The organism is Streptomyces sp. NBC_00659 (assembly GCF_036226925.1).
Lineage (GTDB): Bacteria > Actinomycetota > Actinomycetes > Streptomycetales > Streptomycetaceae > Streptomyces.
In genome coordinates this window covers 1,231,058-1,253,869 of sequence record NZ_CP109031.1, presented here as the reverse complement: position 1 = coordinate 1,253,869, position 22,812 = coordinate 1,231,058, and the positions used below count along the sequence as shown (strand labels likewise).

Genomic DNA, 22,812 nt, shown 5'->3' with positions numbered 1-22,812 from the left:
CCTCCGCCTCCACCACCGCATGGAGCCCGCCAGTGTCCCGCAGACCGAGACCCCTTCGCTTCGCCGCATCCCTTGCGTTGAGCATGACGCTTCTGACCAGCTGCTCCGTCATCGGAGCCGGCAGTGACACGTCGGACACCGAGGTGTCCGTCAGGGCCAACATCACCGACAAGGCTTCGATGCAGGCCGTCGTCGCGGCCTTCCACCGAGCCCGTCCCGGCATCCACGTCAACGTCAGCTACGCCGACACCAACACCCTGCAGAAGGAGCTTCCGCAGCAGCTTCGGGCAGGCAAGGCACCGGACGTCTTCACCGTCTGGCCCGGCAGCGGCAACCCTGCCTCCGTCCTGGCCTTGAAAGAGGACGACTTCCTGGAAGCACTCAGCCTGCGCTTCTTCGCCGGCCGGATACCGGACAGCATGCGGCCGGTCACCGACGGCGGCGTCGGTACGTACCTGGTACCCGTCACCTTCAGCGCTATCGGCGCGATCTACTCGGCGGAAACGCTCAAGGCCATCGGCGGAACCCGGCCCACCACCTACAGCACCCTCCTCGCCCTGTGCGACACCGCCCGCCGGCACGGGAAGGTGCTCTTCGCGCTGGGCAACCAGACCCCGTGGGTCACCCAGCTCGTCGACTACGCACTGGTCGCCACCACGGTGTACGCCCACGACCCCGGCTTCGACACGCAGATGGAGTCCGGCAAGGAGAGCTTCGCCCGGTCGGGATGGCGCCAAGCCATGACCAAGTACCTGGAGATGCGCGATCGTGGCTGCTTCAGCACTGCTCCGCTCAAAACCAGTTACGAGGACGCCCTCGACCAAGTGGCCGACGGGCGAGCAGTGGGAGTGGTCCAGGTCGCCGGCACTCTCGCCGCTCTGCGTTCCGCGGCCCCAGGAATGCACTTCCGGATGACGGCCCTGCCGGCCACGGATCAGCCGAACGAAACCCGGATGCCCGGCGCCGTCTCCGCCGCTTACGGGCTCAACGCCAAGGCCCCCCACCGCAAAGCGGCACTGGCGTTCGTGGACTTCCTGGGATCAGAACGGGGCCAGAACCTGTACAACCGGTCCGGAGCAACGCTGCCCGCTCTGCCCAGCAACTCCTTCTCCGCCGATCCCGCCGTCGCGGAGGTGGCACGGCGGCAGAAGGACGGAACGACGGTACCGTTCATGGATCAGCGATGGCCCAACTCAGAGGTGCAGCAGACGCACTTCGAGCAGGTGCGTGCCCTCTTCGCAGGCACCACGGACATCGCTCACGCACTGGCTGCCATGGACAGTGCGTACGAGTAGACGCAGAGACGGACACCGCCCCCGGCTGGGAGACCAGCAGAACGGTTCGCCATGCACACACCTCATCAGGAGTCGGTGCTGTCCAGGGCAGCTCGCATTCTCGAAGCGTTCAGCCAGGACGAGCCGGCGCTGACGGTCTCCGAGATCGCCCGTCGAACCGGCCTGCACGTGGCCACGGTCTCTCGCCTCGTGGCCGAGCTCGTGGTGCACGGTTTCCTGAGCCGGGACTCCGACCGCAAAGTACGTATCGGCGTGCGGCTGTGGGAGCTGGTAACGCGTGCTTCCCCCACTCTCTCCCTGCGTGATCACGCAATGCCGTTCATGGAAGGCGTCCACGACGTCGTGGGCCACCACGTGCAGATCGGCGTCCTCGACGGCGACGACGTGCTCTTCCTCGAACGGCTCTCGGCACCACAGGCGGTGATCAACTACACCCGGATCGCAGGGCGGCTTCCTCTGTACGCCTCCTCCAGCGGTCTGGTGCTCCTCGCCCACGGCCCCAGTGACCTCAAGCAAAGGATCCTGGACAGCCCGCTGACCGCGTACACACCGGCCACACCGGCCACACCGGCACAACTGCGCGCGACCTTGGCCGAGATCCGGCAGCAGGGTTATGCGTACTGCCCCGGCTACGTCCACGCGGAGGCCCTGGGCGTAGCCGCGCCCGTCCGCGGTGCGGACGGCACGGTGATCGCGGCGCTGTCGGTCATCGTGCCCAATGAGGCCGGCGCCCAGGCCGTGGTCCCCGTCGTACGGACCGCCGCCCGGGGCATCTCCCGCGCGCTGGCCGGACGCGGGACACAGGACACTCCATAGGCATGTGACGGCGATGCGACAGCCACATGACATCTCCGCGAAGTCGGTCTCTCGCTGAATGAGAATGCCGTCGCGGTCCGACGGTGCCCGCGCGCATGCTTCCTGCATTCCACAGACGGGAGGCGACAACGTGGTCGTACACAACCTGCTGCCCACCGCTCCGCTGCAGCAGAACCTCTCCACCGTGACGTTGCAGGTGCAGGACAAGGACCCTGTCGCCGACGGCGTCGTGTCACTCACCCTCGCGCATCCCGACGGCACACGGCTGCCGGACTGGACGCCCGGCTCGCACATCGACCTCATCCTGCCGAGCGGAGTGACTCGCCAGTACTCCCTGTGCGGCGACCGATGGGACCCGTACACCTACCGCATCGCTGTCCTTCGCGAAGCCCCTGGCAGGGGTGGCTCCGCCTACGTCCATGATCAGCTCATGCCCGGGAACCTCGTGGAGGTCGGAGGTCCGCGCAACCACTTCCCCCTGGCGCCTGCCGAGCGGTACCTGTTCATCGCGGGCGGCATCGGCATCACCCCGCTGCTGCCGATGATGCATCAAGCCGACGTGACCGGAGCCGACTGGCAACTGCTGTACGGAGGCCGCAGCCGGGTCTCCATGGCCTTCCTCGAGGAACTCACAGCCTCCTACGGCGATCGCGTACACATCAGCCCCCAGGACGAGGTCGGCCTGCTCGACCTGGAGGCCTGGCTGAGCGAACCAGACGCGAGAACCAAGGTGTACTGCTGCGGACCGGGTCCTTTGCTCGCCGCTGTCGAGGCAGCATCTTCCCAGTGGCCGCCGTACAGCCTGCGGACCGAGCGATTCACAGCCAAGGCCCTGACAGAGCCGGTGCACCGCGGACCCTTCGAGGTGGAACTGTGCCGCAGCGGGCGGACAGTGACCATCACCCCCGACGTCACCGTCCTTCAAGCCGTTCGGCAGGCAGGTGCCGACGTGCTGTCCTCCTGTGAGCACGGCACCTGCGGCACCTGCCTCACCCCGGTCGTGGAAGGTACCCCGGACCACCGGGACTCGGTGCTGGCCGAACACGAACGCGCCGCCAACGACTGCATGCTGCCCTGCGTTTCACGTTCCCGTTCGGCCCGCCTGGTCCTGGATCTCTGAGCCAAGACCCGCCCCTTCCCGAGCCGCACTTCGCTGGAGCCGCCATGTCCGAAGCACCCGCCGTTGCCGTCGAACCGCCCACGAGCGACGCCGACCCGTTCGCCACCGAACACCTCACGACGCCCGAACCCCTGCACCACGCCCTTCGGGAAGCAGGTCCCGTCGTGCGGCTGTCCCGCTACGACGTCTACGCGCTCGCCCGATACCGCGACGTGCACGCGGCCCTCGTCGACTGGCAGACATTCCAGTCCGCCGCCGGCGTGGGACTGGCCAACTTCCGCCATTCGAAGCCCTGGCGGCCTCCGAGCCTGCTGCTGGAGGCCGACCCGCCGCACCACGACGCACCGCGCCGCGTCCTGCGCGAGATACTCGCCCCACCAGCACTGCGCCGACTGCGTGCGGCATGGCAGCCGATAGCCGACGACCTGGTCGACACCGTCCTGGCCACCCAGGGAACCGACTTCGACGCGTTCGAAGCCCTGGCCAAAGCATTCCCGCTGCGCGTCTTCCCAGACGCTGTGGGACTGCGACCCGACGGCCGCGACAACCTCCTGCCCTACGGCAACATGGCTTTCAATGCCTTCGGCCCCGTCAACGCCCTCGTGCAGGCAGACGCTGCCAGGGCCGCCGACCTGTCCGCCTGGGTGAACGCCCAGTGCGCCCGCCAAGCCCTCACCGATGACGGATTCGGCGCCCGTATCTGGGCCGCTGCCGACCGCGGCGACCTCACCCACGAGCAGGCACCGCTGGTCGTACGCTCCCTTCTCACCGCCGGCGTCGACACCACAGTGCATGGCCTGGCCGCCACCCTCTACGCCCTCGCCGGCCACCCCGGCGAATGGCAGCGGCTCCGCGAACGCCCTGACCTGGCCCGCGTGGCATTCGATGAGGCAGTGCGCTGGCAGTCACCCGTCCAGACCTTCTTCCGCACCGCCACGACCGACGTCGCGATCGCAGGATCCCTCATCCCCGAGGGATCCAAGATCCTCATGTTCCTCGGCGCGGCGAACCGCGACCCGGCCCGCTGGAACGACCCGGACCGCTACGACCTCACCCGCGATCCATCCGGACACGTCGGCTTCGGCATGGGCATCCACCAATGCGTAGGCCAGCACGTGGCCCGCCTGGAAGCCGAGGCACTCCTCACCGCCCTGGCCCGACGGGTGGAACGCATCGAGCTCGCAGGCGAACCGCGCCGGCATCTCAACAACACCCTGCGCTCCTTCGCAGCGCTCCCCGTACGCGTGCGTCCCGCGAGCTGACCACCGTCCGTCGGAAACCCGAGCCTCACTTTCCATACAGACAGTCGAGAGGATCCATCCATGCCTCAGCACGTACGCGGCGTCGTCGCCCGCGCCAAAGGCGAGCCGGTGCGCGTCGAGACGATCGTCGTGCCCGATCCAGGGCCGGGCGAGGCGGTGGTAAAAGTGCAGGCCTGCGGCGTCTGCCACACCGACCTGCACTACCGGGAAGGCGGCATCAACGACGACTTCCCGTTCCTTCTCGGACACGAGGCGGCGGGCATCGTGGAGTCGGTCGGCACCGGAGTCACCGACTTGGTGCCGGGCGACTTCGTCGTCCTGAACTGGCGGGCGGTCTGCGGCCGTTGTCGCGCATGCCGACGTGGACGCCCGCAGTACTGCTTCGATACGCACAACGCGCGCCAGAAGATGACCCTCACCGACGGCACCGAACTGTCACCCGCCCTCGGCATCGGCGCCTTCGCCGAAAAGACCCTCGTCGCCGCCGGCCAGTGCACGAAGGTCGATCCGGCCGCCTCACCAGCCGCCGCCGGCCTGCTCGGCTGCGGGGTCATGGCAGGCATCGGTGCGGCGATCAACACAGGAGGAGTAGGCCGAGGCGACACCGTCGCTGTCATCGGCTGCGGAGGCGTCGGCAACGCAGCCGTCGTCGGCGCCCGGCTGGCCGGCGCCGCGAAGATCATCGCCGTGGACATCGACGAGCGCAAACTCGAGACGGCTCGGACGATGGGCGCCACGGACACCGTGAACGCGCGCGACACCGACCCGGTCGAGGCGATCCGCGAGCTGACCAGCGGATTCGGCGCCGACATCGTCATCGAAGCCGTCGGGCGGCCGGAAACCTACCGACAGGCGTTCTACGCCCGTGACCTGGCCGGCACCGTCGTCCTCGTGGGCGTCCCGACCCCCGACATGCAACTCGACCTGCCGCTGCAGGACGTCTTCGGACGAGGCGGCGCGCTCAAGTCCTCCTGGTACGGCGACTGCCTGCCGTCCCGCGACTTCCCCATGCTCACCGACCTCTACCTCCAAGGCCGCCTGGACCTCGACTCCTTCGTCACCGAGACGATCACCTTGGACCAGGTCGAAGACGCCTTCGCCCGCATGCACAAGGGCGATGTCCTCCGCTCGGTGGTGATCTTCTGATGACCGGGGTCCGCATCGAACGCCTCACAACCTCAGGCACCCGTACGCCGTGTACCAGCGAGACGACCGCACGATCCGCGCCCTGCTCGCACAGGGCAAGGAACGCGAGGCCGTCGCGTTCTGCATGGGCTGGGAGGCGGGCACGTCCAACGCGCACTTCGGGGCGTGGATGACGGCGCTGGACAAAGTGACCGACATCAACCGCCGTCACTTCACCGCCTCGGTCCAGGCAAGCCGCTCCTCGGTGGGGGATCTGCTGCCGGGGGCCCTGGGAGCCCTGGCCTCGGTGGCCGCGCTCACCGCCCTCGGGCTGCGGCCACGGCTCGCCGAGTTCCGCTGAGACGCTCGGAGCGTTCGACGCTGACGTGCGGATACGAGAGAAGTCGCGCGTCCCCAGTCGGCGGTCCCGACGCGGCGCAGGCAAGCAGGCGAACGACGCTTGACATTCGAGTCGGGTCGAAGGTTTACCGTCGGCAGTGTGACGACCTACCGCATCTCCCAGCTGGCCGAACGATCCGGCGTTCCGGCCACGACGCTGCGTTTCTACGAAGACGCCGGGCTGCTGCTCGCCGAGCGGACCCCGTCCGGGTACCGCGTCTACGGAGAGGACGCGGTGGACCGCCTGGCGTTCATCTCGTCAGCCAAACTGCTGGGCCTGGCTCTGGACGAGATCCGCGAGCTGCTGGACGTCCGTGAGGAAGGAGTGTGTGCCTCGGTGCGGGCGCGGATGCTGCCGCTGGTCGCGGACCGGATCACGCAGACCGACGACCGCATCACCGAGCTGCGGGCGTTCTCCGGCCACCTGACCGGTGTCCACGCCGAACTGTCTGGCCCTGCGCCCGCCGGGGCCTGCGGTCCGGACTGCGGCTGCACCACAACCGGCAAGGAGGCGGCCGGGCCCGTGCCGGTGACGCTGTCGCCGACCCGCCTGGGTAACAGCGCCGAGCAGTGGCGGGACGTCCCGGTGGCCTGCACCCTGGACGGCGCCGAGCTGGGCGAGCGCACCGAGTTGTGGCGGCAGGTGGTCGGCAAGGCCGAGGGGCGCGAGGAGATCCCCGACGGCGTACGGCTGTCCTTCCCCACCGGCGCTGAGCTCGCCGGTGAGGTCGCTGCCCTTGCCGCGGCGGAGCAGGGCTGCTGCGCGTTCTTCGACTTCACCCTGCACCTGACCCCCACCGCCTTCCAGTTGGAGGTGCGGGCACCCGAGCCCGCCGCCGGAATACTGGCCGACCTCTTCGGAGCGACCGCATGACCACTTCACCCTCCTCACCCCGTCCGTCCCGCTCTTGGGGCATTCTCGGCGTCGGCGCGGCCACGATCACCGCCTGTGCGGTGTGCTGCGCGGGACCGATCCTGGTCGTCCTCGGTGGCATCGGCGTCACCTCCGCGATCGGAGCACTGTGGATGCCGGCCCTCGCGGTGCTGACCGTGGCCGCCGGACTCGGCGTCCTGGTGGTGCGCCGCCGCACCACCAGGGCGGCCTGCCGAAAGGGTGCGGCGGTGGCCGACCTCGGCATGCCGACCGTTGGCCCGCACCCGGTCACGGAGGGCAGCAAGGCCGCTCGCCGATAGACCGGGCAGGGGGCCTGTGAAGATGGATCCGGCGGTCACCACGGGGCGGCCGGAACAGCATGAAGGAGCAGTTCGGGTGTCGCAGCAGGGACCGCAGGGCCTGGTCGAGCGGATGGAACACCACCAGGTCGCGGCCTACTTGGCGGCAATGGCCGTCGGCGCGCTGCTCGGCTGGGTGGCCCCCGGACTCGGGCCGGGGCTGGAGCACGCGATCAACCCGGTGCTCGGCGCGCTGCTGTTCGTCACCTTCCTCCAGGTCCCGGCGGCCGAGCTGGTGCGCTCGCTGCGTGACGGCCGGTTCCTGTCCGCCGCGGTGGTGGTGAACTTCGTGGTGGTGCCGCTGGTGGTCGCGGCGATGTTCGCCTTGCTCCCCTCGGACCAGGCGGTCCGGCTCGGGGTCCTGCTGGTGCTGCTGTGCCCGTGCGTGGACTACGTGATCGTCTTCTCCGGGCTGGCCGGCGGCTCCAGCCGCCGCTTGCTGGCCGCCACTCCGGTGCTCCTGGTTGCGCAGTTGCTGCTGCTCCCGGGGTTCCTGTACCTGTTCATGGGTTCGGAGCCGGCCGACATCGTCGAGGTCGGCCCCTTCCTCGAGGCGTTCGTCGTCCTGATCGTCATCCCGCTCGCCCTCGCGTGGGCCCTGCAGGCGTGGGCCGCGCGCAGCCCGGCCGGGCAGAGGGTCTCCGATGGTGCGACTACCGCGATGGTGCCGCTGATGGCCGCGACCCTGCTGGTCGTGGTCGCCTCCCAGGTTCCCAAGCTCGGCAACAGTCTGGGCGACGTCGTCGCCGTGATCCCGTTCTATGTCGCGTTCCTGATCGTCATGGCGTTCGCAGGGAAGGCCGTTGCCCACCTGTTCCGCCTGGACGCGTCCTCGGGGAGGGCGATCGTCTTCACGGGGGCGACCCGCAACTCCCTGGTCGTCCTGCCGCTCGCCCTGGCGCTGCCCGACTCCCTGGCCGTCGCCGCTGTCGTCGTAGTCACGCAGACCCTGGTCGAAGTCCTCGGCATGGTCACTTACGTCCGCTTGGTTCCCCGACTCGTCCCGGTTGACGACAAGCGCAGTGCGGTACCCGCGTGAGTCGAGCCTCTATGGCGGGGATGACCTGCTACAAGCACATTGAGCGATCCCGTCTGATCCAGGCGATCGACTGCCCGCGCTCGGCCTCAGTCGCGGGACAGCCCGTGCGCGTCCGCGAGCCGGGCCTCCTCCAGGTCCAGCGAGCGTTGCAGGCGGCGGCGTGTCGTGTCGCTGATGTGGTGCCGGTCGTAGAGGCGCTGGAGTTCGGCCTCCTCCACCGTGATCAGGTCGCGTCGTAGCTGGCGGTAGGTGAGGGCGGCGGATTCCGTCGGAGTGCCGTCGCCGTCGGCCTGCCCGAGGCGATCGCTCGCGTCGTCGAGGCGGGCCGTCAGGCCGCGGCGGAGCCGGTCGAGGACGACGTCGGGGACGGCTTCCAGTTCGGATATCTCGTCCAGCCGGCTCAGGCCCGCGTTCGCCAGGCTGCAGCGGGCCTGTGCCTCTTCGCGTTCGGTGTGGTCGGGTTCGAGGGCGATGCCCGAGCGGCGGACGACCGGAGCCAGTGTGAAGCCCTGGACGACGAGCGTGACGACCACGACCGAGGTGGTCAGGACGAGGACGAGGGGGCGTTCCGAGAGCGTGGAACCGTCCTCCATGGTCACGGGGATGGACAGGGCGGCGGCCAGGGGGACCACGCCGCGGGTGCCGGCCCAGGTCAGGACGACCGGAACCCGCCAGTTCATCCGCTGGATCCCGCCCTTGCGCTGCACCACGGCGGACAGCGGCGCCAGCCACAACAGGCGCATGGCGATGAGCGTGGCGGCGACGGCGAGCGCGTACAGGGGCCAGGCGCCGTCGGCGTCGGACAGCGCCCGCACCTGCGCCGGCAGGGCGAGCCCGATGAGGCTGAAGACGACGCTCTCCAGCAGGAAGACCACCGTGCCGTAGACGGCGTGGAGCTGGAGGCGGATGCGGGCGTTGGTGAGGCCGTCGCCCCGTCCGCCCAGGACGACTCCGGCGACCACCACCGAGGTGACACCCGAGGCGTGCGCGGCCTCGGCCAGGACGTACGCCGCGTAGGGCGTGACCAGCGCGATCACCGTCTCCAGGACCGGGTCCTCCGTGCGCCGCCGGATCAGCGTCACCACACCCGCGACCGCGGCACCGATGACCATGCCGCCCCCCGCCAGCAGCGCGAACTCACTCGCTGCCGCACCCCAGCCGGCCGCCGCCGATGCCACGGCGACGCTCACCGCGACCCGGAAGAGGACGAGGGAGGTCGCGTCGTTGAAGAGGCTCTCGGCCTGCACCAGCACCTGCACCTTGGGCGGCAGCGCCAGCCGTCTGCCCAGCGCGGTCACCGCCACCGGGTCGGTGCTCGCCAGCACGGCTCCCAGCACGAACGCCATCTGCCACGACAGCGGCGTGACCAGGGAGGCGACCGCCCCGACCGCCGCCGCCGAGGCCAGGACCAGGCCCGTCGACAGCACTCCGACCGGTTTCCACACGGCGCGCAGGTCGCGCCAGGGCAATTCCTCGGCGCTCGCGTACAGAAGGGGCGGCAGGACGACGAGGCCGATGATCTCGGGGCTGATCCGGATCTCCGGGGTGCCCGGCAGCAGGGCGACAGCGAGGCCCGCGATCACGAGCAGGGAGGGCGCGGGGATACGCCAATGGCGGGCGAAGGTGGCCACCACGGTGGCGAGGACCACGAGAGCCAGAACTGTCCCTACCGCGCGCATGGCATCCCTCTGGTCATGAGAAGGAGACCTTGTGGCTCCCCGCCGACCAGACTTCCCGGCACACCGCTTTCACCCTATCGGGCCGGCACCCGTCAAAGCAGTGTCAACGTCCACGTGACCGGCGCCAAGGATGCGTCAGGGAGCGCGCCGAGCGACGCGCACAAGCGGTTCGGTAGGGGAAGCAACCCTTCCCTCCGGGGAATCGATCGCCAGTGAGTGGAGCACGTCGGCTGCGATGAGTGACGTACGGACCGATATGAGCGACGTACGGACCGGCGGGGGCGAGGTACGGCCCGTCGCGGGGGGCGTACCCCCTGGTGTGGGCGAGGTACGGCCCGGACGGTTGAAGGTCTATCTCGGCGCCGCACCCGGGGTCGGCAAGACCTACCGCATGCTCGACGAGGCGCGACGCCGGGCGGCGCGCGGCGCGGACGTGGTGGTCGGGTTCGTGGAGTGCCACGGGCGCCCCGGCACGGAGATGATGCTCGACGGCCTGGAGGTCGTCCGGCGTACGTCCTGCTCCTATCGCGGCGGGGACTTCGAGGAGATGGACCTGGCCGCGGTCCTCGCACGCCGCCCGCAGGTCGCGCTGGTGGACGAGATCGCCCACAGCAATGTTCCGGGAGGCGGCCGCAATCCCAAGCGGTGGCAGGACATCGAGGAACTACTCGCCGCCGGGATCGACGTCATCACGGCGCTGAACATCCAGCACCTGGAGTCCCTCAACGACGTCGTCGAGAAGATCACGCGGGTGCCGCAGCGCGAGACGGTGCCCGACGAGGTCGTACGACGGGCCCAGCAGATCGAGTTCGTCGACATCCCGCCGGAGGGACTGCGCCGCCGGATGGCGCACGGGAACATCTACGCCCCCGAGAAGATCGACGCCGCTCTCGCCAACTACTTCCGCCCCGGCAACCTGACCGCCCTGCGCCAGCTCGCCCTGCTGTGGGTCGCCGACCGGGTGGACGAGGCGCTCCAGTCGTACCGCTCCGAACACAACATCGGCGGGGTGTGGGAGACGAGGGAACGGGTCGTCGTGGCCCTCACCGGCGGGCCCGAGGGAGACACCCTCATCCGGCGGGCCGCACGGATCGCGGACAGGTCGGCGGGCGGTGACCTGCTCGCCGTGCACGTGACCCGCAGCGACGGTCTCGCCGCGGGTGCCTCGCACGCCTCCCTGGCCCGGCAACGGCGGCTGATCGAGGACCTCGGCGGCAGCTACCACTCGGTCGTCGGCGACGACGTCGCCACGGCCCTGGTGGACTTCGCCCGCGCCGAGAACGCCACCCAGCTCGTCCTCGGCACCAGCCGCCGCGGCCGCATCGAACGCTTCGTCACCGGACGCGGCACCGGCGAGACCGTGGTCGCACTCTCCGGCGACATCGACGTCCACACGGTCACCCACGAACGTGCCGGGCGCGGCACCCTGCTGCCCTCCCGCCGCCGCACCCTCTCCACCGTACGCAGGATCGCCGGCCCGGTCGCCGGACTCCTGATGCCCGTGGCACTCACCCTCCTGCTGAATCCGGACACGGCCCGGGACCGGCTCAACCTCACCAGCGAGGCCCTGCTCTTCCTGCTCACCGTGGTGGGCGTTGCCTGCATAGGCGGGGTCGTGTCGGCGGTGATCGCCTCGGTCACGGCGTCCCTGCTGCTCAACTACTGGTTCATCCCGCCCGTCGGCCGGTTCACGCTGAACGACCCGAACGCGTTGCTGGCCCTGGCGGTCTTCGCGGTGGTCGCCGCCGTCGTGGCCGCCGTCGTGGACCGCTCGCTGCGCCTGTCACGGCGCTCGGCGCGGGCCACGGCGGAGGCGGAGACGATGTCCTCGCTCGCCGGCAGCATCGTGCGGGGCGGAGCGACGATCCCGGCGCTGGTGGAACGGACGCGCGAGACCTTCGGCATGGACTCCGTGGAGCTGGTGGACGAGCCGCCCGGAGACGACGGCGCCACGGTCGTGCCCGCGGGACCCGGCGCCTTCCTGGTCCTGCGCGGTCGCACCCTTCCGTCGTCGGAGCGGCGCGTCCTCGCCGCGTTCGCCGCGCACGTGGGCTCGGCCGTCGAACGGGCCAGGCTCGCCGAGGCCGCCGCCGAGGTCGAACCGGTCAAGGCCGCCGACCGGATGCGCACGGCGCTGCTGCGGGCGGTCGGTCACGACCTGCGCACACCTCTCGCGGCGGGCTGGGCCGCGGTCTCCTCGCTGCGCAGCCGGGACGTCGACTTCTCCGACGAGGACCGGGACGAACTCCTCGCCACCGCGGACGAGTCCATGGCCAGACTGAACCGGCTGGTGGAGAACCTCCTCGACCTCAGCCGCCTCCAAGCAGGCGTCCTCACCCTCAATCTGCGCGCCACCACGCTGGACGAGGTCCTGCCGGCCGCGCTGACGGACACCCCCGAGGTCGAGGCGGCGGACCTGGACGACGTTCCGGCCGTGCTGGCCGATCCACCCTTGCTGGAACGAGTGATCGCCAACCTTGTCGCCAACGCCGCCCGGCACAGCCCGGCGGACCGCAAGGTGCTGCTGACCGCCAGCGCGCACGCGGGCCGCGTCGAAGTGCGTGTCATCGACCGCGGACCCGGCCTCCCGACCACCGACCGCGACCGGCTCTTCGAACCCTTCCAGCGACAGGGCGACACCGACAACACCACCAGCCCCCGGGACTGGGCCTGGCCCTGTCCCGGGGGCTGACCGAGGCGATGGACGGCACTCTCACCCCGGAGGACACTCCCGGCGGCGGCCTGACCATGGTGCTGTCCCTGCCGCTCGACGAGCGGGCGGAGCACCCCGGTGATCCGCAGAGCGTAGGAGGCATCGTATGAACACCGAAAGCGGCACACCAGGACTCGTGAGCGCCAGGACACAGGGGCTCGGAGCCGTCGTGACGAGCGCAGGAGGTGACGGCATGACGACCGGATATCCGATACGGGACCGGCTCGCCCTGGTGGTGGGTCTCCTGGGCCCGTTCCTGGTGGCACTCGTCCTCGTGCCCTTCCGCACGGATCTGTCGCGTACGAGCGCGGCGCTGATCCTGGTCGTGGTGGTCGTCGCGGTCGCGGCGATCGGCAGCCGTACGGCGGGGGCGCTCGCGGCGTTGTCGGCGGCGGCCTGGTTCGACTTCTTCCTCACCCGTCCCTACCAGACCTTCGACATCACCGCGTCCTCGGACATCGAGACGGCCGTCCTGCTGCTGATCGTCGGCATGGTCGTGTCCCAGCTCGCGGCCCGCGCCCGCCGCCTCGAAGTGATCACCGTGACGGACGCGGGATACCTGGCCCGGATCCACGAGACGGCCGAGCTCGCGCAGTCCGCGAAGTCCTCGGACACCGTGGTCGACCACGTCCGCCGGGAGCTGACCGAGCTCCTCGGCCTGCGTGGCTGCCGCTTCGAGTACGGCACCCTGATGGGGCAGCCGCCGCGCCTGGAACAGGACGGCAACGTGGCGGTCGGGCGGCGGCACTGGGATCTCGACGCGAGCGGCTGGCCGGACGGCGAGATCGAGCTGCGTACCCACGGCAACGGCCGCTACCTGGGCCGCTTCATGCTCACCCCCGGCCCGGGCCCCGTACCGCCGCTCCAGGCACGCCTGGTCGCGGTCACCCTCGCCGACCAGACGGGTGCGGCTCTCGACACGGCTGGGCCGGTGATGGACGGCTGACAACTCGCTGGCCATCCTCATGTCCGGTGTGCAGCCGCATTCGGTGGGCAGGCGAGTGCGACGGAGCGTGGGCTCAGTCCAGGCCGGAGACCTTGAAGACGGTCAGGGCGGTCTCGCGGTCGATCCGCTCCGAGACCCGGCGCAACGCGGTCGCCCCACACATGAGTGTTCCGGACGCCGCCGACTTCTGGGCGTCCTCCTCCAGGCGGTGCCAAAGTTCGGGGTTGTTCACCAGTACCTGGGGGTTGATCTCGACCCGCGCACCGGACGCGTCCCGCAGGACCAGCCGCTGCGAGACGCCGTCCAGACAGCGCACCGACACCAGCAGGTCGGTGCGTACCCGCCGCTTCCGCAGCAGTCCGCGTGAGGCCAGCCAGCCCTTGCCCACGCTGACCCTGGGCGGGTACAGCACCAGGAACAGGAGCACGCCGAGCCCGGCCCACAGAGCGCCGCGCGGGGGGCTGAAAGTGCCCGCGCCCCAGTCGATCAGCAGGAGAAGGACGACGAGTACGGCTGCGCAGCGGATCGAGCTGTGAAGATCCCCTGCCCAGCGGCGGTCGTACGCCACTTCCGCGGGCGGCTCTGGAGGAGTGTGGACCGCGTCGTGTCGCGCGTCGTGGTGGCGTTCCATGCTGCCGAAGGTAGAGACCCGGGAAGCCGGAACCGCCTGCCTTGACGCGACTCTGATGGGCACCCTGCTCGCTCTTGACGCCAGGGCGTGGCAGGGGCTGCCGGAAAGGGATTCCCGCACCTCGACGGCGCCGACCGTCGACGTCTCATGCGGATGGGCGAGCGTTTCCGGCAGATGGATGACCCGGTCGTAAGAGTTCCGTCAAAGGTGTCCGAGCCTCCGTATGGGAGCCGTCAACGACGCTCGAATTCGGCCAGAGAGACGGTTACCTCTAATCGTCCGTTCGATCCGAACCTCTTCTAGGAGCTCACGATGGCCGACCTGGCCTTCGTCGTCACCACGATCGCGGTGTTCGCGCTGGTGGCGCTCGTCGCCAAGGGGGTGACGAAGCTGTGACCGCCGAGAACATTGTCGGCCTGATCGTGGCCGTCGCCCTGCTGGGCTATCTCGTCCTCGCCCTTGTCTTCCCGGAGAGGTTCTGAGCCTCGATATGAGTCCCGTTCTCGCCGGCGTGCTCCAGCTGCTGGCTCTGATAGCGGCACTGGCCCTCGCCTACCGTCCCCTCGGCGACTACATGGCCAGGGTCTACTCCTCCGACAAGCACCTGCGTGTCGAGAAGTGGATCTACAAGGGCATCGGTGCCAACCCCAATGCGCAGATGCGCTGGCCCGCGTACCTGCGCGGTGTCCTCGCCTTCTCCGCCGTCAGCGTCCTCTTCCTCTACCTCCTCCAGCGGGTGCAGGGCCATCTGCCCGGCTCGCTCGGCTTTACGGCCATCGACCCGGACCAGGCGTTCAACACCGCCGCGTCGTTCGTGACGAACACCAACTGGCAGTCGTACTACGGCGAGCAGGCCATGGGCCACGTCGTGCAGACCGCCGGTCTGGCCGTGCAGAACTTCGTCTCCGCGGCCGTCGGCATGGCGGTGGCGGTGGCTCTCGTCCGTGGCTTCGCCCGATCGCGGACCGGTGAGCTGGGCAACTTCTGGTCCGACCTGGTGCGTGGCACGGTCCGTATCCTGCTGCCGCTGTCGGTGGTCGCCGCGGTCGTCCTGGTGGCGTGCGGGGCGATCCAGAACTTTGCCGGCATCCACTCGGTGGGCCAGTTCTTCGGCGGTTCGCAGCAGTGGAACGGCGGCGCGGTCGCCTCGCAGGAGGCGATCAAGGAGATCGGTACCAACGGCGGCGGCTACTTCAACGCCAACTCCGCCCACCCCTTCGAGAACCCCACCCCGTTCTCGAACCTCTTCGAGATCTTCCTGATCCTGGTGATCCCGTTCGCGCTGACCCGCACTTTCGGCGTGATGGTCGGCTCGGTGAAGCAGGGGTACGCGATCCTCGCCACGATGGTCACCATCTGGATCGGTTTCACCGCGCTGATGATGGCGACCGAGTTCCACCACCACGGTCCGGCCTTCGATATTGCTGGCGGGGCGATGGAGGGCAAGGAGACGCGCTTCGGCGTCGGCGCCTCGTCGATCTTCGCGGTCGCGACCACCCTGACCTCGACCGGAGCGGTGGACTCCTTCCACTCCTCCTTCACCGGTCTCGGCGGCGGTATCACCATGCTGGGCATGCAGCTCGGCGAGATCGCGCCCGGCGGCACCGGATCCGGCCTCTACGGCATGCTCATCATGGCGATCATCGCGGTGTTCATCGCCGGTCTGATGGTCGGGCGTACACCGGAGTACCTGGGCAAGAAGATCGGCACCCGCGAGATCAAGTTCGCGGCCTGCTACATCCTGATCACCCCGGCACTGGTGCTGATCTTCACCGCGGCGGCGATGGCCCTGCCGACCCCGGGCAACTCGATGACCAACAGCGGCGCGCACGGATTCTCCGAGATCCTCTACGCCTACACCTCGGGTGCCAACAACAACGGTTCGGCGTTCGCGGGCCTGAACGCGGACACGCAGTGGTTCAACAGCACGATCGGTCTGGTCATGCTGCTCGGCCGATTCCTGCCGATGGTGTTCGTCCTGGCGCTGGCGGGTTCGCTCGCCGAGCAGAAGCCGGTCCCGGCAACCGCGGGCACCCTGCGGACCGAGAAGCCGCTGTTCACCGGTCTGCTGGTGGGCGCGGTCCTGATCATCACCGGTCTGACCTACTTCCCGGCCCTCGCGCTGGGCCCGCTGGCCGAGGGGCTGGCGTCATGACCACTCGCATAGACAACCAAGAGGACGCTGTGTCCACGACTACTCCCACTCGGGCGCCGCACAGCGATGTGCCGACCGGCCACAAGGACGAAGGAAAGGTCGGCGCGGGTCTGTTCGACCCTAGGCAGCTGATCAGGTCGCTGCCGGACGCGTTCCGCAAGCTGGACCCGCGGGTGATGGTCAAGTCGCCCGTGATGTTCGTCGTCCTGGTCGGCTCCGTGCTGACGACGGTATTCTCCTTCAAGGACCCGGGTGACTGGTTCGGCTGGGCGATCAGTGCCTGGCTGTGGCTCACCGTCGTCTTCGCCAACCTGGCGGAGGCGGTGGCCGAAGGGCGCGGCAAGGCGCAGGCGGACACCCTGCGCAAGGCCAAGACCGACACGGTGGCCCGACGTCTGGTGGGTGACCGCGAGGAGCACGTGCCCGGCACCGAGCTGAAGATCGGTGACCTGGTCGTCTGCGAGGCGGGCGACATCATCCCCGGCGACGGTGACGTCGTCGAGGGTGTCGCGTCCGTCGACGAGTCGGCCATCACCGGTGAGTCCGCCCCGGTGATCCGGGAGTCCGGCGGCGACCGGTCCGCGGTCACCGGCGGTACGAAGGTCCTCTCCGACCGGATCGTCGTCAAGATCACGACGAAGCCCGGCGAGACCTTCATCGACCGGATGATCGCCCTGGTCGAGGGCGCGGCCCGGCAGAAGACACCCAACGAGATCGCGCTGAACATCCTGCTCGCCTCGCTGACGATCGTCTTCCTGCTCGCGGTGGCCACCCTGCCGCCGTTCGCGGACTACGCCGGCACCCACCTCACGATGGTCGTGCTGGTGGCCCTGCTGGTCTGCCTGATCCCGACCACCATCGGCGCCCTGCTCTCCGCGATCGGCATCGCCGGCATGGACCGGCTGGTGCAGCGCAACGTGCTCGCGATGTCCGGACGGGCGGTCGAGGCCGCCGGTGACGTCTCTACGCTGCTGCTGGACAAGACCGGCACCATTACGTTGGGCAACCGACAGGCGTCGGAGTTCGTGCCGGTGGCGGGGACGACCGAGGCCGAGGTCGCTGACGCCGCCCAGCTCTCCTCGCTGGCCGACGAGACACCCGAGGGTCGCTCGATCGTCGTCCTGGCGAAGGAGAAGTACGGGTTGCGCGAGCGCCACCAGGGTGAACTCGCAGGCGCCGAGTGGATCGCCTTCACCGCCCAGACCCGCATGTCGGGTGTGGACGTCGACGGCCGCAGGATTCGCAAGGGCGCGGCCGGTTCGGTCATCACCTGGGTCAAGGAACAGGGCGGTGAGGTGTCCGCGGACGCCGACACCCTGGCCAACCGGATCTCCGAGGCGGGCGGCACCCCGCTGCTGGTCGCCGTCGAGGACGAGCAGGGAGCCCGGATCCTGGGGGTCATCCATCTCAAGGACGTCGTCAAGGACGGCATGCGCGAGCGGTTCGACGAGCTGCGCCGCATGGGCATCAAGACCATCATGATCACGGGCGACAACCCGCTGACCGCCAAGGCGATCGCCGAGGAGGCGGGCGTCGACGACTTCCTCGCGGAGGCAACTCCTGAGGACAAGATGGCGCTCATCAAGCGGGAACAGGCCGGCGGCAAGCTCGTCGCGATGACCGGCGACGGCACCAACGACGCCCCCGCGCTGGCCCAGGCCGACGTCGGCGTGGCCATGAACACCGGAACCTCGGCCGCCAAGGAGGCCGGGAACATGGTGGACCTGGACTCCAACCCCACCAAACTCATCGAGATCGTCGAGATCGGCAAGCAACTGCTGATCACCCGGGGCGCGTTGACGACATTCTCCATCGCCAACGACGTCGCCAAGTACTTCGCGATCATCCCGGCGCTGTTCGCCGCCGTCTACCCGGGCCTGGACAAGCTGAACATCATGCACCTGTCCTCGCCCGACTCCGCGATCCTCTCGGCCGTCATCTTCAACGCGCTGATCATCATCGCGCTGGTGCCGCTCGCCCTGCGGGGCGTGCAGTACCGCCCGGTCAGCGCCGACAAGCTGCTGCGGCGCAACCTCGGGATCTACGGACTCGGCGGCCTCGTCGCCCCGTTCATCGGCATCAAGATCATCGACCTGCTCATCTCCCTCATCCCCGGAATCGGCTGATCCTCATGAACAACTCGGTAAGCAACACGGCCCGGTTGCTCTGGGCCGGCCTGCGCGCCCTGCTCGTCCTGACCGTCGTGTGCGGTGTGCTGTATCCGCTCGCCGTCACCGGTATCGCCCAAGGGATCTTCCCCGGCAAAGCGAACGGCTCGGAGATCAAGGCGGACGGCAAGGTGGTCGGCTCCTCGCTCATCGGGCAGGCGTACAACCTGCCGCTGAAGAAGGGTCAGGAGACCCCGGAGCCGGACCTGAAGTGGTTCCAGGGCCGTCCGCAGAACGGTCTGGGGACCAACAGCGTCAACACCCAGTACAAGCTGATCCTGTCCGGCGCCACCAACCGGTCCGGTGACAACGCCGACCTGATCAAGTGGGTCAAGGACGCCAAGGCCGCCGTCGTCAAGGACAACTCGGTCCCCGGCTACACGGTCAAGCCCGCGGACGTGCCCGCCGAGGCGGTCACCTCCTCCGGCTCCGGCCTCGACCCCGACATCTCCCCGGAATACGCGGACATCCAGGTCCACCGGGTCGCCGAGAAGAACCACCTGCTCGTCGCCCAGGTGCGGAAGCTGGTCGACGAGCACACCGACGGCCGGACCCTCGGCTTCATCGGCGAACCCCGCGTCAACGTCCTCGACCTCAACATCGCGCTCAAGGAACTCGTGGCGAAGAGCTGATGGCCTTACGCACACCGCGCGGGAGTTGGCGACCGGGGAAGACACCCCGGCTCGTCGACTCCCGCGTTCACGAAACCGGTTCCACAGGATCCGGCCCTCCGTCCCACAGAGAAGGCACACACCGATGACCCGGGTACTGGTGGTGGAGGACGACCCTCAGCTCGTCCGGGCCCTCGTGATCAACCTGCAGGCCCGCAAGTACGGCGTGGACGCGGCCTCCGACGGCACCACCGCCCTGCGCATCGCCGCATCCCGGAAGCCGCGGTGCGGTCGGTCGTGGGGGCGGAGAACTGCGGGTCGACGGTGAGGGCGGTGACGCCCAGAGGTGCGGCGAGGGCGCGCAGTGCTGGTTCGGAGAGCCGGATGGAGGTCTGGTCCGGGCCGAGTGTGGCGGTCAGCCTCGCGACCGAGGTGAAGCCGACGGCCGTACGGCCGCCCAGCGGAGTGCGGAAGAACCGGGCCGTACAGCCCGCTGGCCCCGACCGGACAGGGACGAAGAGAAGTCCGGCCGGGAAGGGTTCAGAGGGCTCGGGGTCCTCGGAGTACTCGACTGGAGACATGGTGTTGCTCCTCGCGGAAGGCGACGTGCGCCGCCCGGTCCGGATCGGCCGGGCGCTGCGATGAAGCTATGCCCGCCCCACCGGGGTCGGGGCCCCTCGCTGACGGATGCTTGACGGCAAGCCCCGCACCCATAACGCGATGCTGACGGAGGCGGAGATGCCTGGTCGGTGCAGTGGCGGAGGCTTCGGGGCGCAACCGCGGGGCGCGTCCCCTGTCAGCCCGACCGATGACGAGGAGGACGGAGCGCCGGAGGTGAGGGGCGTGCGAGGTGAGCGACCCGGACGTCACGCAGGGCAAGCTGAAGGGGATGTCCTTCTGGCGACGTATGTCGGCGAGTACACGCGGGGAGACGCCGTACCCAACCGCTGCCTGTTGGACTGAGAAGTTGTTGTCTTTCCAGGTTTGATAGCTGCGTTTCCGCTGGTCATGAATGGGGTCGGCGGGCCGGTGGCAGTGGTGACATGTCGTGTCGTCGCTCTGGTGGAGGTCCGAGGTGCCGTCCCGAGACCCCAATCGGGCGACAGCCTCGAGTCGCGTGCTTTCAAGATCGGCAGCGGACTTCTTGCTATCAGTCCAACCCGCAGGCAGCCTCGGCGGTTGTGAGCCACCCGAGGTACCAACTGGCGAAGTCCAGTGGAAGGCCGTCGGTGTCGCGCATCGGATGAAGATCCGTGCCGTTGCAGCGTGGGTCACGCCACATTCGGCCGCGTTCCGATCCGGTGACGACCAGCCAGACCATCAGCCCGCAGCCCTCATCACACAGGCAAAGCGCCCCGGCTGTGCGGCGCGGATCGTACTGCACCTCGCCCAAACGCTCCTCCCACGCCTCAAGGGCTGCGTCGAGATCGGCGGGGTCGTCGAACTCCTCCTCCAGCGGTCGCTCAGCCAGGATCCCCACCGTTGCCTCCGGATCCGCCCCTCCCGGGAACAGCTCGGCGAACATGCCCGGCTCGACCTCCTCAAGGAGCTCTCCGACCCAGTGCCAGCCTGCGGAACCCGCGCGCCGCACCGGGAGAATGCCGTAAGCCGGGCCGGCCCCGCCGGCTCCGACACGCAGTAGGAACGAGCGATAGTCCTCGGGCAGGTCAACGTCCAGCCGCGCCTCGAGGTCGGCCACCTCGGCGGCGGTCAGAGTGGCATCGAGCGCAAAGCCGTGCGCCCTCGCTCCGAACACCTTGTCGCTGCCCGGCACTGTGGCCAGAGCCAGAACCCGATCACGCACCCCGGTCCATTCGGTCATGGCGCCCGACCCTACCGGCGACCCCGGCGCTCGGCCTGCCTGGGTGGGCGACACCGGCGACTGGAGGCGCCGCCGCCGAGCGCAGCAAGACCGGGAGAGCACCCGGCCGAGTGGCCAGCCTCGAACTCGCGACCATCAAGAGCGGTAGAGCAACAGCCACTGAGCTTGATCTTTATCCTCGCTGCTGTTTCAAGCGGATGTGTTCGGTGAGGGTGTCGGCTCGTTTCACGGTCTTCCCGGGTTCGTGTCGTGGGGCTGGCCTGCGGTTTTTCGAGCCGGGTGGGCGGCCGGGGCCGGGCTTGGAGGGTTTGGGCACACCTGCGGGAATGGCGGTCTTCGCGCGGAGGTGGCGGAACCCGCGGCGGACGCGGGCTGGGGTGAGCCGTCGGGGCTCGGCGGGCCGTTCCCAGGGGCGGCGGAGGTCCTCGGCGAGGGGCCGGGCGAGGCGGAGCTGGGTGTGGGCGGCGATGATCAGCCAGGTCCACAGGTCGGCGGTGTGCGGGTCGCGGACCTTGGGGACAGTCCAGCCCAGGGTCTGCTTGAACAGCCGGAAGGTGTGTTCCAGGTCGAATCTGCGCAGGAACGCCTGCCAGCGCAGGTCGACGTTCGCACCGGTCATCGAGGTCCTGGAGGACCATAGCCAGACCGGTTTCGGGTTGCGGTCTCCGGGCAGGTGATCGACCTTCAGCCGAATCAACGTGCCGTGGATCAAAGGAAGTTCACCACAGTGGTCCAGCCAGGGCCCGCGTGCTGTCAGACGCGGGTGCATTCGGTCCCAGGCGAGGACTTCGGTCTTGCCGTAGCGGGTGGTGTCGCAGGTCGTGGCCTGGTCGGGAGTGTGCCAGGAGTCCGGTTTGGAGAAAGTGAGGACACCGCCGTGCTTGCGGGGCTGCCCGCCGCGCGGGGTGGAACGCCGGGGGCCTGCGTCACGGAGCATGACCCGGTCCGAGCGCAGGCGGCCGACCAGCTCGACGGGCAGGTCCGCCAGGACGTAGGCGAGGCGGGTGACGTCGTAGCCGGAGTCCATCACGACGAGGATGTCCGCGTCGCCGGGCCTCCACTGCCCGGCCCGCACGAGCCGGACGACGACGGCGCGGAGCTGGGCGGCGGTCACCGCGGTGGCGTCGTCGGCCGGGCCCAGACGGACAGCGTCCAGCACGGCGGTCCACGAGGTGCGTCCCGTTTCCAGGGCGGCGACGAAGGAGTAGGGCCAGCCTGGGACGAACTGATCCGCGCTGCGGCCCCGCCCGTAGACGTGGCAGAAGAGCCGGTCCGGACTGGTCGGTGCGTCGGACCGCAGCCAGTTGCTCACATCGACCGCGAGGACGATCCGCCCGTCGGCCGCCCTCGGCAGCGGGGTGGAGGCCAGCAGCCGCCGCAGGCGGCGCGGTTCCAGCCAGCCGTGGTTGACCGCGTCGTACATCGCTCCGTGCCCGCGCCGATGCTCGGCCGTCAGCGTCAGCTCGACCAGCGACGTCACCGGACCATCCGCACATAGCACCGCGTCGGTCAACTCGAAGAGCGCATCCGCACGGCGGTAAAGGCAGTCGTAGAACTCGACACGAAAGTGGGACAGCACGCTCAGCGCGGCGTCAGCGGGACCTGCACAAGCCAGACTCTTCACAGCGGCCGTTCCTTCACGCGACGTTGCTCGACACCTCGAAGCGTGAAGAACGGCCGTCCTGCTGTCTCACGAAAAGGCCAAGATCAGCAGGTCAGGTGACCCGGCGAGGTTAAACGCCAAGCTGAGGCGCCTGGCCTGCGGCCACAGGACAGCTGGGCTGGTGCTTGAAGGGCC

General features: G+C 69.3%; 18 protein-coding genes and 3 pseudogenes. 16 read left to right on the top strand and 5 right to left on the bottom strand.

Annotated features, from left to right (window positions below; genetic code table 11):
• Positions 1-83 precede the first annotated feature (83 nt).
• The 9 genes from OG410_RS05260 to OG410_RS05220 all read left to right on the top strand — a co-directional run bounded on the left by OG410_RS05260 (position 84) and on the right by OG410_RS05220 (position 8,289).
• Positions 84-1,295: an ABC transporter substrate-binding protein gene (locus OG410_RS05260; RefSeq protein WP_329298044.1), complete on the top strand. Its 1,212-nt coding sequence runs from the start codon at positions 84-86 to the stop codon at positions 1,293-1,295.
• A gap of 51 nt (positions 1,296-1,346) precedes the next feature.
• The gene (locus tag OG410_RS05255; protein ID WP_329298043.1) at positions 1,347-2,111 is read left to right on the top strand and encodes an IclR family transcriptional regulator; all 765 of its coding nucleotides are present in this window, start codon (positions 1,347-1,349) and stop codon (positions 2,109-2,111) included.
• A 130-nt stretch (positions 2,112-2,241) separates the two neighbouring features.
• Positions 2,242-3,231, top strand: coding sequence for a PDR/VanB family oxidoreductase (locus OG410_RS05250; RefSeq protein WP_443063713.1), 990 nt, complete (start codon positions 2,242-2,244; stop codon positions 3,229-3,231).
• Positions 3,232-3,275: 44 nt separating this feature from the next.
• Positions 3,276-4,493 (top strand): cytochrome P450, encoded by a 1,218-nt coding sequence (locus OG410_RS05245; protein ID WP_329298042.1) that lies wholly within the window; start codon positions 3,276-3,278, stop codon positions 4,491-4,493.
• Positions 4,494-4,553: 60 nt separating this feature from the next.
• Entirely contained in the window at positions 4,554-5,639 is a 1,086-nt protein-coding gene (locus tag OG410_RS05240; protein WP_329298041.1) for an S-(hydroxymethyl)mycothiol dehydrogenase, read from the top strand.
• Between the two features lie 49 nt (positions 5,640-5,688).
• Complete coding sequence (locus tag OG410_RS05235) at positions 5,689-5,979, top strand: hypothetical protein (RefSeq protein WP_329298040.1); 291 nt, start codon at positions 5,689-5,691, stop codon at positions 5,977-5,979.
• Positions 5,980-6,117: 138 nt separating this feature from the next.
• Complete coding sequence (locus tag OG410_RS05230) at positions 6,118-6,891, top strand: heavy metal-responsive transcriptional regulator (protein WP_329298039.1); 774 nt, start codon at positions 6,118-6,120, stop codon at positions 6,889-6,891.
• Positions 6,888-7,211 carry a hypothetical protein gene (locus OG410_RS05225; protein WP_329298038.1) on the top strand — a complete coding sequence of 108 codons (324 nt, stop codon included), beginning with the start codon at positions 6,888-6,890 and terminating at the stop codon, positions 7,209-7,211. The genes OG410_RS05230 and OG410_RS05225 overlap by 4 nt, the downstream gene beginning before the upstream one ends.
• Positions 7,212-7,323: 112 nt before the next feature.
• On the top strand, positions 7,324-8,289 hold the full coding sequence (locus tag OG410_RS05220) for a bile acid:sodium symporter (protein WP_329304021.1): 966 nt from the start codon (positions 7,324-7,326) through the stop codon (positions 8,287-8,289).
• A gap of 86 nt (positions 8,290-8,375) precedes the next feature.
• On the opposite strand, the gene OG410_RS05215 is transcribed toward OG410_RS05220, so the two are convergent.
• A complete protein-coding gene (locus OG410_RS05215; protein ID WP_329298037.1) occupies positions 8,376-9,968 on the bottom strand; it encodes a Na+/H+ antiporter in 1,593 nt (530 codons plus the stop codon).
• Positions 9,969-10,287: 319 nt separating this feature from the next.
• Here OG410_RS05215 and OG410_RS05210 point away from each other — a divergent pair.
• Together OG410_RS05210 and OG410_RS05205 are read left to right on the top strand one after the other, a co-directional pair.
• A pseudogene (locus tag OG410_RS05210) lies at positions 10,288-12,791 on the top strand (ATP-binding protein).
• The gene (locus OG410_RS05205) at positions 12,788-13,627 is read left to right on the top strand and encodes a DUF4118 domain-containing protein (protein ID WP_329298036.1); all 840 of its coding nucleotides are present in this window, start codon (positions 12,788-12,790) and stop codon (positions 13,625-13,627) included. Before OG410_RS05210 ends, OG410_RS05205 begins: the two are co-directional and overlap by 4 nt.
• A gap of 73 nt (positions 13,628-13,700) precedes the next feature.
• On the opposite strand, the gene OG410_RS05200 is transcribed toward OG410_RS05205, so the two are convergent.
• Positions 13,701-14,258: a hypothetical protein gene (locus OG410_RS05200; protein ID WP_329298035.1), complete on the bottom strand. Its 558-nt coding sequence runs from the start codon at positions 14,256-14,258 to the stop codon at positions 13,701-13,703.
• 392 nt (positions 14,259-14,650) lie between these two features.
• On the opposite strand from OG410_RS05200, the gene kdpF reads away from it, so the two are divergent.
• The 5 genes and pseudogenes from kdpF to OG410_RS05175 form a co-directional block, all read left to right on the top strand.
• Positions 14,651-14,740, top strand: a complete 90-nt coding sequence (gene kdpF / locus OG410_RS05195) for a K(+)-transporting ATPase subunit F (RefSeq protein WP_055544543.1) — start codon at positions 14,651-14,653, stop codon at positions 14,738-14,740.
• Positions 14,741-14,748: 8 nt separating this feature from the next.
• Positions 14,749-16,413 (top strand): potassium-transporting ATPase subunit KdpA, encoded by a 1,665-nt coding sequence (gene kdpA / locus OG410_RS05190; protein ID WP_329298034.1) that lies wholly within the window; start codon positions 14,749-14,751, stop codon positions 16,411-16,413.
• A complete protein-coding gene (gene kdpB, locus OG410_RS05185) occupies positions 16,410-18,539 on the top strand; it encodes a potassium-transporting ATPase subunit KdpB (protein WP_329298033.1) in 2,130 nt (709 codons plus the stop codon). Before kdpA ends, kdpB begins: the two co-directional genes overlap by 4 nt.
• 5 nt (positions 18,540-18,544) lie before the next feature.
• Positions 18,545-19,213: a potassium-transporting ATPase subunit C gene (locus OG410_RS05180; protein WP_329298032.1), complete on the top strand. Its 669-nt coding sequence runs from the start codon at positions 18,545-18,547 to the stop codon at positions 19,211-19,213.
• A 124-nt stretch (positions 19,214-19,337) separates the two neighbouring features.
• Positions 19,338-19,475: pseudogene (locus OG410_RS05175) on the top strand (DNA-binding response regulator); the annotation flags it as partial.
• Here OG410_RS05175 and OG410_RS05170 read toward each other — a convergent pair.
• The 3 genes and pseudogenes from OG410_RS05170 to OG410_RS05160 all read right to left on the bottom strand — a co-directional run.
• Positions 19,420-19,773, bottom strand: a pseudogene (locus tag OG410_RS05170) (SAV_915 family protein); the annotation flags it as partial. The pseudogenes OG410_RS05175 and OG410_RS05170 overlap by 56 nt on opposite strands.
• 569 nt (positions 19,774-20,342) lie before the next feature.
• The gene (locus OG410_RS05165; RefSeq protein ID WP_329298031.1) at positions 20,343-21,014 is read right to left on the bottom strand and encodes an SMI1/KNR4 family protein; all 672 of its coding nucleotides are present in this window, start codon (positions 21,012-21,014) and stop codon (positions 20,343-20,345) included.
• 172 nt (positions 21,015-21,186) lie between these two features.
• The gene (locus OG410_RS05160; protein ID WP_443063692.1) at positions 21,187-22,638 is read right to left on the bottom strand and encodes an NF041680 family putative transposase; all 1,452 of its coding nucleotides are present in this window, start codon (positions 22,636-22,638) and stop codon (positions 21,187-21,189) included.
• Positions 22,639-22,812 lie beyond the last annotated feature (174 nt).

Excerpts from the sequence above, each read along its gene's own strand:
- OG410_RS05165 (WP_329298031.1), bottom strand. The coding sequence starts at position 21,014 with ATGACCGAATGGACCGGGGTGCGTGATCGGGTTCTGGCTCTGGCCACA.
- OG410_RS05245 (WP_329298042.1), top strand. The coding sequence starts at position 3,276 with ATGTCCGAAGCACCCGCCGTTGCCGTCGAACCGCCCACGAGCGACGCC.
- OG410_RS05180 (WP_329298032.1), top strand. The coding sequence starts at position 18,545 with ATGAACAACTCGGTAAGCAACACGGCCCGGTTGCTCTGGGCCGGCCTG.
- OG410_RS05220 (WP_329304021.1), top strand. The coding sequence starts at position 7,324 with ATGGAACACCACCAGGTCGCGGCCTACTTGGCGGCAATGGCCGTCGGC.
- kdpA (WP_329298034.1), top strand. The coding sequence starts at position 14,749 with ATGAGTCCCGTTCTCGCCGGCGTGCTCCAGCTGCTGGCTCTGATAGCG.
- kdpB (WP_329298033.1), top strand. The coding sequence starts at position 16,410 with ATGACCACTCGCATAGACAACCAAGAGGACGCTGTGTCCACGACTACT.
- OG410_RS05225 (WP_329298038.1), top strand. The coding sequence starts at position 6,888 with ATGACCACTTCACCCTCCTCACCCCGTCCGTCCCGCTCTTGGGGCATT.
- OG410_RS05255 (WP_329298043.1), top strand. The coding sequence starts at position 1,347 with ATGCACACACCTCATCAGGAGTCGGTGCTGTCCAGGGCAGCTCGCATT.
- OG410_RS05215 (WP_329298037.1), bottom strand. The coding sequence starts at position 9,968 with ATGCGCGCGGTAGGGACAGTTCTGGCTCTCGTGGTCCTCGCCACCGTG.
- OG410_RS05260 (WP_329298044.1), top strand. The coding sequence starts at position 84 with ATGACGCTTCTGACCAGCTGCTCCGTCATCGGAGCCGGCAGTGACACG.
- OG410_RS05200 (WP_329298035.1), bottom strand. The coding sequence starts at position 14,258 with ATGGAACGCCACCACGACGCGCGACACGACGCGGTCCACACTCCTCCA.
- OG410_RS05240 (WP_329298041.1), top strand. The coding sequence starts at position 4,554 with ATGCCTCAGCACGTACGCGGCGTCGTCGCCCGCGCCAAAGGCGAGCCG.
- OG410_RS05205 (WP_329298036.1), top strand. The coding sequence starts at position 12,788 with ATGAACACCGAAAGCGGCACACCAGGACTCGTGAGCGCCAGGACACAG.